We start from the raw sequence: 13,228 nt of genomic DNA, 5'->3' as shown, positions 1-13,228 counted from the left end.
GGCTGCCGATCTGCACGCGGTTATCGGGCAGCAGCCGATAGTAGAATCGCAGGACCCGGGTGTCGGTCAGCACCAGCCTGGTCTTGAAGCCCGTGGCCTCGAGCTCGGCTGCCGTCAGCGGCCGCGTCACGATCGAGTTTGACAGGATCGGCATGCACCGGCCGCGCAACAGTCGCGTCATGCCCGGCGCGGTGTAGGCGCCGGTGGCGATGCCGACCGCGCGCGCCTTCACAGTTCCGCCCGGCGTGCGCAGGTGAAATGCGCCGCGCTGGTTCGTGATCTCGATCACCGGGCTGCCCGGGTGAATTTTGGCGCCGGCCGCGCGCGCCATCTGCTGATAGCCGAAGGCGAGCTTGGCGGGATGCACGCCGGTGCCGAGCGGCTCCAGGACCGCGCCGACCGCTTCGGCTTCGTCTAGATAGTCGCGGCGGAGCTCATCAACGCCGATCACGCGCGTCGGTTCGCCGAACACATCAGTCAAGACTTTCGCTTCGGCGGCGATCTTGTCAAGGTTGCGCTTGCGGTGCGCGATGTAGAGGTGACCGCCGCGCTGCGGCTCGCAATCGATCGGGCTTTGCCGGATCATGTCTTCGAATGTCTCAAAGCCATCGCGGATTTCGGCGTGCAGCCGTTTCGCGACGTCGAGGCCCCAGCGCTCGATCCATTGCGACCGGGTCAGGCGGCCGGAGGCATTCTGACCCTGGCCGCCGTTACGTGTACTGCATCCCCAGGCGACGCGATTGGCTTCGAGCACCAGCGGCTTGATGCCGTGCTCGCGGGCCAGGAAGGCCGCGCAGGCGAGCCCGGTAAAGCCGGAACCCACGATCGCGACCTCGGTATCGATATCACGCGTGATTGCGCCGTCGTCCTCCGGCGGCGCGCCGGCCGTCGCCGACCAGTAGGTTGGGGCGTAGTCGCGGTTGCGGCCGGGGCCGTCGCTTACGAGCGGATCGTAGTGTGGATCGTAGGCGGCGAGCGGCGTCTTGAACGGCTTGTTCATGACGCGGCCGCTCCGATCGCCTTCGCAGGCTGCTGCGGCCGGTCCTTGCGGAACGCGCTCTTGCTGCAGATCTTGTCACCGCGGAAGCAGAACAGGTCACAGCCCTCGGCCTCGATCCGGCTGCCATCCTTCGTCGTCGCGCGAAAGATCCATTCGGAGAGGCCGCGATCGCCGAATACGGCATGACGCGTGCACTCCCAGCTCACGTCCGGGAACATCGCGAAGGTGGTTTCGAACGCAGCGCGAACCTCGGCGGCGCCTTTGATCCGTCGGCCGCAGATCTCGGGTCCGGCCGCGGCATCGAACACGATGTCTTCGGTCATCGTCTCCATCACGCCGGCGCCGTCGTGGTGATTGAAGGCGTCGAACGCACGTTCCAGTGTCTTCAGGCGGTCGTGGTCGAGGTCGGGCATGTCAAATCCAGCTTGCTTTGATCTGCGCGGCGGATCCGCCCGCAGTTTCGCAGCCAGCCTGTCACGCGGAGCGACCACCCCCTTAGAACCAGATGACATGCGATCGGCGGACCAGAAACCGCTGCTTTTGAGGAACTGGCCCAATCGCTGCTCTCGGGCTGGACCTTCGCGATTCCCTCGGAATGCCCAAGGTGGCGCGATGATCGACATAGCCACACGCATCAGTCCCGCCATCGCGCCCGCCATTTCGGAAACGATCTCGCAGCTCCAGAATTGCCATTTGATCGCCAACGCGCTTGTTCCGGCGATTGCCGGCGCCACGCTCGAAGTGATGGAGCCGGCCACGGGGCAGATCATCGGCATCGCCCCCGCGGCTCAAGCGGCCGATGTCGCGCGCGCGGTCGACGCGGCGGCGGCGGCGTTTCCGGGCTGGGCGGCGACGCCGGCGCGCCAGCGCGGCAAGCTGATCGCGGAAGCCGCCCGCCGATTGGCCGAGCGCGCTGAGATCATTGCGACCGTGCTGGCGCTGGAGACCGGCAAGGCGATCCGCACCGAATGCCGCGGTGAGGTCGCCACAGCGATCGACATCGTCACCATGTACGCGGGGTTGGCCACAGAGCTGAAGGGAGAGACGCTGCCGTTCGATCCGCAGCTCTTGACCTACACGAGCCGCGAGCCGCTCGGCGTGGTCGCTGCGATCCTGCCGTGGAACGTGCCACTGGTGCTGATGATGCTGAAGATCGCGCCGGCGCTGGTCGCGGGTAATACGGTCGTGGTGAAGGCGTCGGAAGAGGCGCCTTACGCCACGATCGAGATGGCGCGATGGATGGCCGCGCTGCTGCCCCCCGGCGTGCTCAACGTCATCTGCGGCACCGGGCGCGATTGCGGCGCGGCACTGGTCGAGCATCCTGCCGTCGCCAAGGTGACCTTTACCGGCTCCCAGGCGGTCGGCGAGCTGATCGCGCAGACTGCAGCGCGCAAGATCATTCCGGTCAGCCTCGAACTCGGTGGCAAGAGCCCCATGATCGTCTATGGCGATGCAGATCTGTCGCGGGTTGTCGCCGGCGCGATCGCCGGCATGCGCTTTACGCGACAGGGCCAGAGCTGTACGGCGGCGAGCCGGATCTACGTGCACCGCGCGTTGTTCGATCCGTTCGTCGCGGCGCTGCGGGAGGCCGTGGCGAAGCTCGTGATCGGCGATCCGCTCGACGAGGCGACCGACATCGGCACGGTGATCTCGCAGCGGCAGAAGGCCAAGATCGAATCCTATCTCGCGCTCGGCGAGCGAACGGCCGGCGCCAAAGTGATGCGTTGCGGCGAGCTGCCGCGCCCTGGTTACCTCGCGGACGGGCTTTTTCTGCAGCCGACCATCGTCACCGGCCTTGGTGAGGACAGCCCGCTGATGCGCGAGGAGATTTTTGGGCCCGTCGTCTGCGTGCAGCCGTGGGACGACGAGGACGACGTCATCGCCCGGGCCAATGACAGCGATTTTGGTCTCGCAGCGACAGTGTGGACGCACGATCTGCGCGCGGCCTTGCGCGCCGTGCGGCGGATCGACGCCGGCTATGTCCAGGTCAACCAAAATCTGACGATCCAGCCCAATCTCAGCTATGGCGGCTTCAAGAAGTCCGGTGTCGGCAAGGAAGCCTCCCTCGAAGCCATGCTTGAGCATTTCACCAGGAAGAAGACCGTCGTCATCGACATGAGGTGACCACGGCCATGAACGCGCTGATCGCCGCGGCGCAGGCGAGCTTGTCCGTCAGCCTGCCGCCGGCCACCACCATCGTCGCCACGTTGACTGCAGTGATGATCGCGGCGCTGCTGCGCGGCTTCACCGGCTTCGGTTTCGCCTTGGCCGCGGTGCCGCTGATGGGGCTGTTCTCGACGCCCGCCAAGGCGGTGCCGATCGCGGTGTTGCTTCAGCTGCTCGGCGGCCTCAATGATCTCCGGCGAAACCATCGGGATTGCCATTGGTGGTCGCTGCGCTGGCTGATCGTCGGCGCGGTGGTCGGCTCGCCGTTCGGTGCGATGGCTCTGAGCGTTGCGCCGGCGCCGGTGGCGCGTATCGTCATCGCGCTGATCACCGCGGTTGCGGTCTATGTGCTCGGCCGCGGCTTCACGCTCGACGCTGTGCCGTCGCGGCTGGTCACGACGGGCGTCGGCGCCGTCGCCGGCGTCTTCAACGGCCTTGCGGCGATGCCAGGCCCACCGGCCGTGGTGTATTACATGTCCGGGCCATTCCGCGCGGCGGCGGCGCGGGCTTCGCTTCTGATCTTCTTCCTCGTCACCTCGATCGCCGCCTTCACCAGTATCGTGATGGTCGGGCTTGCGACGGCAAACGTGGTTTGGCTGTCGCTCCTGGCGCTGCCCGTAATGTTGTTCGGCACCTGGATCGGCGAGTTCGGATTTCGCCGCAGCAGCGGAAGGCTGCATCGCCGAGTCTCCATCGCGAGCCTCGGCGGTGTCGCGCTGCTCAGCGCGCTGAAGGGCTTTGCTGAACTGATGTGAGACCCGCGAGAGTCGATCAGGGCTGACGGTCGAGATATTTCGCGACTACGCTGCCAAGTTTCTCGATTCCGGCCTCGATGCGATCGGTGCGGATCGAGGAGAAGCCCAGCCGGAAACAATGCCGGCTGACATTCTCGTCCATGGAGAAGACTGCGCCGGGCTCGATCACCACGCCCTCGGCGAGCGCGGCTTGCGCCAGCGGAGTGGTGTCGGTGCCCTCAGGGCAGACGACCCAGTAGTTGGTCGAGCCGGGTCCGCGCGAGAATGTGGAGTCAGGCAGGTGGATCGGCAGCAAACGATCCAGGATCTTGGCGCGTTCCAGCAGCACCCGGCCGACTTGCGTGAGGTGCGAGCGATAATGACCGAGGCCGATGAACAGCGCCGCGACGCGTTGATTGTTCAGCGGCGGGTGACGCAGCATCAGCCGCCGCAGTGCGCGCAATTCGCGGATTACGGGGGCCGGTGCGACGACGTAACCGAGCCGAAGGCCCGGCGCCAGCGTCTTCGACAGGCTGCCGACGTATAGCACGTTGTCGTCGCGGTCGAGGCTCTTCAATGGCGGCAGCGTCGCCGATTCCGGCATCAGCTCGCCCTCATAATCGTCCTCGACCAGCACGACGTCGCCGGCTTTCGCGGCCTGCAGCAGCTCCAGCCGTCGCTGCAGGGACATGACGGAAGCGGTCGGGCACTGATGGCTGGCGGTCACATAGGCCAGTGCACAGCTCGTGAAGTTCTCGTCCGGCAGCAGACCGTGGACGTCGGAGCGGAGGGGAGCCACGTCCGAAGTCAGCATGCGGAAAATGTTGCGAGCGTCCGGATAGCCAGGCTCCTCGATGCCGACTCTCGTCTGCCCGTTGATGAACAGCGTCGCAATCAGATAGAGCGCATGCTGCGCGCCGATCGTCATCATGATCTCGTCCGAGCGGGCATGGATGCCGCGCCGTGGCAGGACCTGAAGCTGCAATTGCTCGATCAATGCGGGATCATCGCCGTCGATCAGGTCGCGTGCCCAGTTGTTGATCTCGGGCACGCTCAGTGCCGCGCGCGCGCTTTCGCGCCAGTCGTTGGTCGGAAAAAGGCTCGGATCGAACTGGCCGAAGATGAAGGGATAGGGTTGCGCCTGCCAGTCGGCCGGCTTGCTGATGTTGCGGTGCATCGACGGTCGCACTGCGTAGCGTGCCGACCAGTTCTGGTCGTCGCGGCTGACCGCCTCCGATGGCTTCGGTCGGGGGGAGGCGGCCTTCTTGGACAGGCCCGCGACGAAATAACCGCTGCGCTGCCGTGACACCAGGAAGTTTTGGTCGACAAGCTGCTCGTAGGCAATCACGACCGTGTTTCGAGCGACCTTGAGCACTGCGGCAAGATCGCGGCTCGACGGCATCCGCATGCCGAGTGGCAGCCGGCCGTCCTCGATCGCGGCGACGATGATCTGTCGGATCTGCAATTGGAGGAACGCGCCGCCGCGATCCATCCCGCGGAACAGGGCGCCCCAGAACAACTCGTCGCTGCCCAATGGGGAGGCAGTTCTGGCGCCATTTGCCGCGTTTGCGTGCGGGGAATCGCCGTAAGAATCGAGCTGCAGCAGTTTTCCCAAGAATATCGACCTACAACCGAAGGGACCCCTGATGGGCGCCGGAATCTGAACATGTCGGGTTTACAGCTGATAAGCAAGAACTCTGCCACCGAGCTCCGCGCTGGCCAGATGGTGCTGGCTCCATTCGAGCGGGCCATCTGGCGCTAGTGCGCCCTGGCCGGCCGCTTCACGTTAGCAGTCGCAAACTTCGCCAAAGGTTTGGAGACTTGAGCATCGTGACCACCGGCACCGTCGTCTTCGCCGCCCGCAAGATCATAACGATGAACCCGTCGCGGCCGTTCGCGACGCACGTTGCAGTGCGGGACGGTCGTATCGTTGCCACCGGCACGGCAGAGGAGTTGTGCGTCGGCGAGGTGCAGCTCGACACCAGCTTCGCTGACAAGGTGCTGATGCCCGGGTTCGTCGAGGGCCACAGCCACATCATGGAAGGCCTGATGTGGCTGATGCCTTATGTCGGCGCCTTCGATCGCCGCTCGCCGGAAGGTCGATTGGTCCCGGGAGTCGGTGATATCGACTCCATCGTCGCGCGGCTCAAGGAGGTCGAGGCGGAGCTGCAGGACGATCGCACACCGCTATACGCCTGGGGATTCGATCCGCTGCATATCGGCGGCAAGATGCTGAGCCGCCACGACCTCGACCGGGTCTCGACGAAGCGGTCGGTCATCGTGGTGCACGCCTCGTTCCACATCAACAACGTCAATACACATACGCTCGAGCGCGCCGAACTGCTGCGAGCCACCAGCATCTCCGGCGTCGTAGCCGGCTCCGACGGATTAGCCAGCGGCGAGCTGCAGGGCATCCCGGCGCGGATGCGGCTCTTCCGCGCGCTCGGAAACAATCCGCAGGCCGGCAGCATCACCGAAGCCGACGTCAAGCGCTATGTGGCGTCCGCCTGCGTGCAGGGCGTCACCACGATCACCGACCTGCACAACGACCTGACCGACCAGACTGTTGAGGTGTACCGCGGCGCAACGCGCGCGCCCGACTTCGGTGTGCGCCTGGTTCCGGCGCTGGCATCGGCGTCGCACGCGCCCGAGCAGGCGATCGCCAAGCTCGAGATGCTGCGCGAGCACTGCAACGACAAGCTCCACTACGGCATCGTCAAGCTGGTGGTGGACGGTTCGATTCAGGGTTTTACGGCGCGGTTGCGTTGGCCGGGCTATCACAACGGTGCCGCCAACGGTCTCTGGTACATCGCACCCGAGGAACTGCCGCGGCTGGTCGACGCCTATCACCGCGCCGGCATCCAGCTTCATATCCACACCAATGGCGACGAGGCTACCGAGCTTGCCCTTGATGCGGTCGAGGCGGCACAGACGGCGATGCCACGGCCGGATCACCGCCACACGCTGCAGCACTGCCAGATGGCCGACGCGGCACTGTTCCGGCGGATGAAGACGCTCGGCGTCTGCGTCAACCTGTTCTCCAATCATATCTACTACTGGGGCGACTCGCATTACGCGCTGACCATGGGTCCCGAGCGCGCCGCGCGGCTCGACGCCGCCGGCACCGCGCTGCGGATCGGTGTGCCGTTCGCAATCCACTCGGACGCGCCGGTGACTCCGTTGGCGCCGCTGTTCACCGCCTGGTGTGCGGTGAACCGGGTGTCCTCCGCCGGCCGCGTGCTCGGCCGCGAAACCGAGGCACTGACCGTCGAGCAGGCGCTCGCCGCGGTCACGATCGGCGCAGCCTATACGTTGAAGCTCGATCACCTCGTGGGCAGCATCGAAACCGGAAAATATGCCGATTTCGTCGTGCTGGAAGACGACCCGCTCGCGATCGATCCGCAGCGGCTGAAAGATATCGCCATCTGGGGCACGGTGCTCGGTGGCCTCGCCAGGAAAGCGCCGCGCGCATGAAGCGTTCGTCCGCGACCACTCCTGTCACGGTGATCGGCGGCTTCCTCGGCGCAGGCAAGACCACGTTCGTCAACCATCTGCTGGCGACGGACAGCTCGCGCACCGCGGTTCTGGTCAACGACTTCGGCGAGATCAATGTCGATGTGTCGCTGATCGCAAGCCATGACGGGGACACGATGACGCTGACCAATGGCTGCATCTGCTGCAGCATCGGCACCAGCTTCATCGATACGATGTGCCGGGTGCTCGACGCGCCGCTGCCTTATGAGCGGATCGTCATCGAGGCGAGCGGGGTCGGCGATCCCTGGAAGATCGCCGAGATCGCGCTGGTCGAGCCGACGCTGCGGCTCGACCGGGTGATCGTGCTCGCGGATGCCAGCCGGATCGCTCAGCTCGTCGGCGATGTCCGCGTCGGCAGCACCGTGCGCGGCCAGTTCGACCGCTGCAACGTCGTGTTGTTGAGCAAGAGCGATCTGGTCGACCCGGAAGCGCTCGCCGTGGCGCGGGCGGCGCTGCTTCGCCTGCGGCCGGGCCTGCGCATTGTCGAGACCGCGCGCGGCGCGATGCCGACGCTCGCGCAGCTCGAAGCGGGGCCGGTGGCGAGCGCGTTCCACGTCGACACGCAATTGCCGGACGGGAGCGATCACGGGGCGCAGTTCGCGAGCTGGTGCTACCGCCGCAACGGCGCGTTCGATCGCGACGTGCTCGCTGCCGCACTTGCGGACCTGCCGCCGCAGCTTTTGCGCCTCAAGGGATCGTGCCGGCTCGACGGAGAGGGCGGCAGCGCCGTCTTCCAGATGGTCGAGCGGGACTGGTCGATATCGTCAGGCGCGGCCGAAGACGTCGATCGCGCCGCCGACATCGTGCTGGTCGGCATCGGCACCGCCGACCTGCCGCCTGCGGCGCTGCTCGACGCCATCCTCGACCGCGCGCTCGTCGATGGGCCCGTTCTCTCATGCTCAACCCTCAGCGGAGTCTTGATCCCATGATGTTGTCGAAGCGATCCTTCCTCACCGGAGCTCTCGGCGGAATGGCACTGGCCGGACTGCCGTCCGAGACGTGGGCTCAGTCCGCAGGCAGCGGCGGTGGCACGCTCGTGATCGGTAGCAGCCAGGTGCCGCGTCACTTCAACGGCGCAGTGCAGTCCGGCATCGCCACCGCGCTGCCGAGCTCGCAGATCTTCGCGTCGCCGCTGCGCTTCGACGAGAGCTGGAATCCTCAGCCTTATCTGGCGAAATCCTGGGAGATCGCCGCGGACGGGTTGTCGGTCACGCTCAAGCTGGTCGACGACGCCGTGTTCCATGACGGCAAGCCGGTGACGTCCGACGACGTCGCGTTCTCCGTGATGGCGATCAAGGAGAACCACCCGTTCAAGACCATGCTGGCCGCGGTCGACAAGGTCGAAACGCCGGATCCGAAGATCGCGGTGATCAAGCTCGCGCATCCGCATCCGGCGCTGCTGCTCGCGATGTCGCCGGCCTTGATGCCGATTCTGCCCAAGCACATCTATGGCGATGGACAGGACATCAAGACCCATCCGGCCAACCTCAAGCCGATCGGTTCGGGCCCCTACAAGTTCACCGAATACAAGCAGGGCGACTATTATACGCTCGAAAAATTCGACAAGTTCTTCATCCCGGGCCGGCCGAAGCTCGACAAGATCGTGGTGCGACTGATCTCGGATCCAAACGCGCTCCTGGTCTCGACCGAGCGCGGCGAGATTCATGCCGCTCCGTTTATCGCCGGCGTGCGTGACATCGAGCGTCTCGAAAAGTCGCAGAACCTCGTGGTCACCGACAAGGGCTTCACAGGAATCGGCGCGCTGAACTGGCTCGCCTTCAACACCAGGAAGAAGCCGCTCGACGACGTTCGGGTGCGCCAGGCGATCGCCTATGCCGCCAACCGCGATTTCATCGTCAAGAAGCTGATGGGGGGCAAGGCGAAGCCCGCGACCGGCCCGATCGCGCCGGGCTCGCCGCTCGACGAGGCCAATGTCGAGCAGTACAAGTTCGACCTGGAGAAGGCCAGGAAGCTGCTCGACGAAGCCGGGCTGAAGCCCGGCGCCGACGGCATGCGCGTCACGCTGACGATCGACTACATTCCCGGCGCCGACGAGCAGCAGCGCAACGTCGCCGAGTATCTGCGCTCCGCGCTCAAGCGCGTCGGTCTCAATCTCGAGGTCCGCGCCGCGCCCGACTTCCCGACCTGGGCGCAGCGGGTGTCGAACTACGATTTCGACATGACCATGGACAACGTCTACAACTGGGGCGACCCGGTGATCGGCGTCGACCGCACCTACCTGTCCTCGAACATCCGCAAGGGCATCATCTGGTCGAACACCCAGCAATATTCGAATCCGAAGGTCGACGACATCCTCGCCAAGGCCGCGGTGGAGACCGCACCGGACAAGCGCAAGGCGCTGTATTCCGAATTCCAGAAGATCGTCGTCGAGGACGTGCCGATCTACTTCATCAACGCGACGCCCTATTACAACGCGTTCGCCAAGGGACTCGGCGGCCTGCCCACCACGATCTGGGGCGTCGCCTCGCCGCTCGACGAACTCTACTGGGCGACCCCGCCCAAGATCTGATCTCGATGACCTGGTCCCAACGCCAAGGACGATAAGACACGACGCCGATGACCCTGCTCACTCATTTGTTCGGAAGACTCGCCAACGCCGCCATGCTGCTGCTTGCCGTGCTGGTGCTGAACTTCTGCCTGATCCATGCTGCGCCGGGCGATCCGGTGCAGGTGATCGCTGGCGAGATGGGCGGGGCATCGGCGGAGGTGATCGCGGCGCTGCGCGCCAAATACGGTCTGGATCACAGCGTGCTCGAGCAGCTTTTCACCTATCTGCACAACGTCCTGCTGGGTGATTTTGGCTATTCCTATTATTTCAACCAGCCGGTGCTCGGCCTGATCGCGCAACGATTGCCGGCGACCTTGTATCTGGCGTTTGCTTCCGTCATGGTGGCGGTGGTGGTCGGGACGCTGCTCGGCGTTGTCAGCGCGCGCCGGCCGAACGGCCTGCTCAGCCACGCCGTCACCGTGCTGTCGCTCGCCGGCTACGCGGCGCCGATCTTCTGGACCGGCCTGTTGCTGCTGCTCTTGTTCGGGTCGGTGTGGCCGATCCTGCCGGTCAGCGGCATGGCCGACGTCGTCCATCCCAGGACTGGCCTGGCTTACGGGCTCGACGTGCTGGAGCATCTGATTCTGCCGGCTGCGACCCTGGCGCTTGTGTTCGTCGCGCAATATTCGCGGCTGGCGCGCGTCAACATGATCGACGTGCTGTCGTCCGACTATGTCCGCACCGCGCGCGCCAAGGGTCTTCCGGAAAGCGTCGTGATATTCAAGCACGCGCTGCGTAACGCGCTGATCCCGATCGTGACCGTGATGGGCCTGCAGTTCGGCAATCTGTTCGCTGGCGCGGTGCTGGTCGAGACGGTCTATAGTTGGCCCGGCATGGGCAGGCTGGTATTCGATTCGATCCTGCGCCGCGACTATCCGACCCTGATGGCGGTTCTGTTCTTCTCCGCGGTGATCGTGATCGCCGCCAACATCGCCACCGATCTCGTCTACCGGCTGATCGATCCGCGCATTCGCGGAGGTTCACGATGAGCACGGTGGAGCAAACCCTGATCGTGCCCCGGACCGAAGCATCCAACGTCAAAACCGCCGCAAATGCCGCCGCCCCAGGGACGACGACGATGCGGGTGCAACCGGTTGCCCGAGCGCTGTCGCCGGCGCGCGCGGCGTTGCGCCAGTTCCTGCGCAGCCCCTCCGGCGTCGCAGGCGCGATCTTGCTTCTGGCGCTGATTCTCGCCACGATCTTCGGGCCGATGCTCTACCCGATCGATCCGCTCGAGATCGTCGGTCTGCCGTTCTCGCCGCCGGACGCCGACGCGCTGCTCGGCACCGACTATCTCGGCCGCGACGTGCTGGCCGGCCTGATCCATGGCGGCCGCGCGACAATGACGGTCGGCGCGGTCGCGGCGCTGATCACGATCGTCATCGGCGTCAGTGTCGGAGCGCTCAGCGGCTTCTTCGGCGGCTGGATCGATTCGCTGCTGGTCAAGATCTCGGAGTTCTTCCAGGTGCTGCCGCCGCTTCTGTTCGCGATGGTCCTTGTAACGCTGTTCGGCCCCAGGCTGACGACCATCACCATCGCTATCGGCGCGGTGAGTTGGACCTCTGCGGCGCGGCTGACGCGCGCAGAGTTCATGCGACTGCGCGACCTCGATTTCATCAAGGCCTCGCGCGCTGCTGGCGCCGGCAATTGGCACCTGATCATGCGCGTGGTGCTGCCGAATGCGCTGCCGCCGATCATTGTATCGGCGACGCTCGCGATCGGCGTGGCCATCCTGTTCGAGGGCGGCCTGAGCTTTCTCGGCCTCGGCGATCCCAACACCATGAGCTGGGGCCTGATGATCGGCCAGAACCGCAACTACGTGCTCGACGCCTGGTGGGCGGTGACGTTCCCCGGCGCTGCAATCTTTCTCGCGGTGCTGGCGGTGAGCCTGGTCGGCGACGGCATCAACGACGCGGTCAATCCGCGGCTGAGACGGAGGTAATGATGACACCGGTGCTTTCAGTCGAAGACCTCAGCGTCGGCATGACGGGTCGCGACGGCAAGCTCGTCCCGGTGCTGGAGAACCTGTCGTTCACTGTCGACAAGGGCCGCACCATCGCGCTGGTCGGCGAGTCCGGCTGCGGCAAGAGCATGACCGCGCTGGCGATCATGCGGCTGTTGCCCGAGGGGTTCGTCGTGACCTCCGGCCGGATTCTGCTCGAGGGCGAGAACGTCCTGACGGCGCGCAACCGGCGCATGCGAGCGCTTCGCGGCAACGCGGTCTCGATGGTGTTCCAGGAGCCCATGACCGCGCTCAATCCGCTCTACACCGTCGGCGACCAGATCGCGGAGGCGCTGTACCATCATCGCAACCTCAGCCGGGGGGATGCCGCCGAACAGGCTGTCCAATTCCTCAAGGCGGTCCAGATCCCGGCTGCCGAGCAGCGCGCAAAGGCCTATCCGCACCAGATGTCGGGCGGCATGCGCCAGCGGGTGATGATCGCGATGGCGATCGCCTGCAAGCCGAAGCTGCTGATCGCCGACGAGCCGACCACCGCGCTGGACGTCACTGTTCAGGCGCAGATCTTCGATCTGCTGGCGAAGCTGCAGGATGAGACTGAAACGGCGATCGTGCTGATCACCCACGATCTCGGCGCAGTTGCCGAGCTTGCCGACGATATCGCGGTGCTCTACGCCGGCCGCTGCATCGAGACCGGACCGGCGCAAGGGGTCGCGGCCTCGCCGCGCCATCCCTATACCCGCGGGCTGCTCGCTTGCGTGCCGCATCTGGCCGTCGGCCGGCCGAAGCCGCCCGCCTGGATCGATCTCGGCGAAATCCCCGGCATGGTGCCCGCGCTCGGAAGCCGCGGCCCGGACTGCGCGTTCTTGACGCGCTGCGCCAGCGCATCGGAGGTGTGCCGGTCGCGGCCGCAGCCGCCGCTCGGGACGATCGATGTGGCGCACGCAGTGTCGTGCTGGCGTGCCCGGGAGATCGCGGCATGAACCTTCACATGGCCACAGATCAAGCCGACGGCAATCCTTATCTGCTCGACGTCAATGACCTCGTGGTGCATTTCCGCACCGGGCGCGATCGGCCGTGGGCGAAGCGGTCGGTGGTCCACGCCGTCGACGGCGTCAGCTTCCGCGTCAGGCGCGGCACCAGCTTCGGCATCGTCGGCGAAAGCGGTTCGGGCAAATCGACGACCGCGCAGGCGATCATGCGGCTGGTGCCGGCGACCTCCGGCCAGGTCGTGTTTCGCGGCGAGAACATCATGCCGCTGACGG

Annotated in this window: 12 protein-coding genes; 9 read left to right on the top strand and 3 right to left on the bottom strand. The window is 65.6% G+C overall.

What is annotated here, in order from left to right; all coding sequences use genetic code 11:
- A partial coding sequence (locus IC50_RS29550; RefSeq protein WP_035713086.1) for an NAD(P)/FAD-dependent oxidoreductase occupies positions 1-1,000 on the bottom strand: 1,000 nt, incomplete at its 3' end.
- Positions 997-1,413, bottom strand: coding sequence for a nuclear transport factor 2 family protein (locus IC50_RS29545; RefSeq protein WP_035713083.1), 417 nt, complete (start codon positions 1,411-1,413; stop codon positions 997-999). The genes IC50_RS29550 and IC50_RS29545, both read right to left, overlap by 4 nt.
- Before the next feature lie 280 nt (positions 1,414-1,693).
- Between IC50_RS29545 and IC50_RS29540 the strand changes: the two genes are divergently transcribed.
- Together IC50_RS29540 and IC50_RS29535 are read left to right on the top strand one after the other, a co-directional pair.
- Positions 1,694-3,124: an aldehyde dehydrogenase family protein gene (locus tag IC50_RS29540; protein WP_244429677.1), complete on the top strand. Its 1,431-nt coding sequence runs from the start codon at positions 1,694-1,696 to the stop codon at positions 3,122-3,124.
- 8 nt (positions 3,125-3,132) lie between these two features.
- Positions 3,133-3,921, top strand: a complete 789-nt coding sequence (locus tag IC50_RS29535) for a sulfite exporter TauE/SafE family protein (protein ID WP_035713102.1) — start codon at positions 3,133-3,135, stop codon at positions 3,919-3,921.
- A gap of 16 nt (positions 3,922-3,937) precedes the next feature.
- Here the strand turns inward: IC50_RS29535 and IC50_RS29530 are convergent, their stop codons facing one another.
- On the bottom strand, positions 3,938-5,392 hold the full coding sequence (locus tag IC50_RS29530) for an aminotransferase-like domain-containing protein (protein WP_081492546.1): 1,455 nt from the start codon (positions 5,390-5,392) through the stop codon (positions 3,938-3,940).
- 338 nt (positions 5,393-5,730) lie between these two features.
- On the opposite strand from IC50_RS29530, the gene IC50_RS29525 reads away from it, so the two are divergent.
- The 7 genes from IC50_RS29525 to IC50_RS29495 all read left to right on the top strand — a co-directional run.
- Entirely contained in the window at positions 5,731-7,374 is a 1,644-nt protein-coding gene (locus IC50_RS29525) for an amidohydrolase (RefSeq protein ID WP_035713099.1), read from the top strand.
- Positions 7,371-8,363, top strand: a complete 993-nt coding sequence (locus IC50_RS29520; RefSeq protein ID WP_050991146.1) for a CobW family GTP-binding protein — start codon at positions 7,371-7,373, stop codon at positions 8,361-8,363. Before IC50_RS29525 ends, IC50_RS29520 begins: the two co-directional genes overlap by 4 nt.
- A complete protein-coding gene (locus IC50_RS29515) occupies positions 8,360-9,964 on the top strand; it encodes an ABC transporter substrate-binding protein (protein ID WP_193374167.1) in 1,605 nt (534 codons plus the stop codon). The genes IC50_RS29520 and IC50_RS29515 overlap by 4 nt, the downstream gene beginning before the upstream one ends.
- Positions 9,965-10,011: 47 nt before the next feature.
- Positions 10,012-10,992: an ABC transporter permease gene (locus tag IC50_RS29510; RefSeq protein ID WP_035713074.1), complete on the top strand. Its 981-nt coding sequence runs from the start codon at positions 10,012-10,014 to the stop codon at positions 10,990-10,992.
- Positions 10,993-11,081: 89 nt separating this feature from the next.
- Positions 11,082-11,945: an ABC transporter permease gene (locus tag IC50_RS29505; RefSeq protein ID WP_035713091.1), complete on the top strand. Its 864-nt coding sequence runs from the start codon at positions 11,082-11,084 to the stop codon at positions 11,943-11,945.
- 2 nt (positions 11,946-11,947) lie between these two features.
- Positions 11,948-12,946, top strand: a complete 999-nt coding sequence (locus IC50_RS29500) for an ABC transporter ATP-binding protein (protein ID WP_035713088.1) — start codon at positions 11,948-11,950, stop codon at positions 12,944-12,946.
- Positions 12,943-13,228 (top strand): ATP-binding cassette domain-containing protein (locus IC50_RS29495; RefSeq protein WP_035713070.1); only part of this gene is annotated, 286 nt, incomplete at its 3' end. The genes IC50_RS29500 and IC50_RS29495, both read left to right, overlap by 4 nt.

It is taken from the genome of Bradyrhizobium genomosp. I (2014) (assembly GCF_000261685.1).
Classification (GTDB): domain Bacteria; phylum Pseudomonadota; class Alphaproteobacteria; order Rhizobiales; family Xanthobacteraceae; genus Bradyrhizobium.
This window is presented reverse-complemented; position numbering and strand designations above follow the sequence as displayed.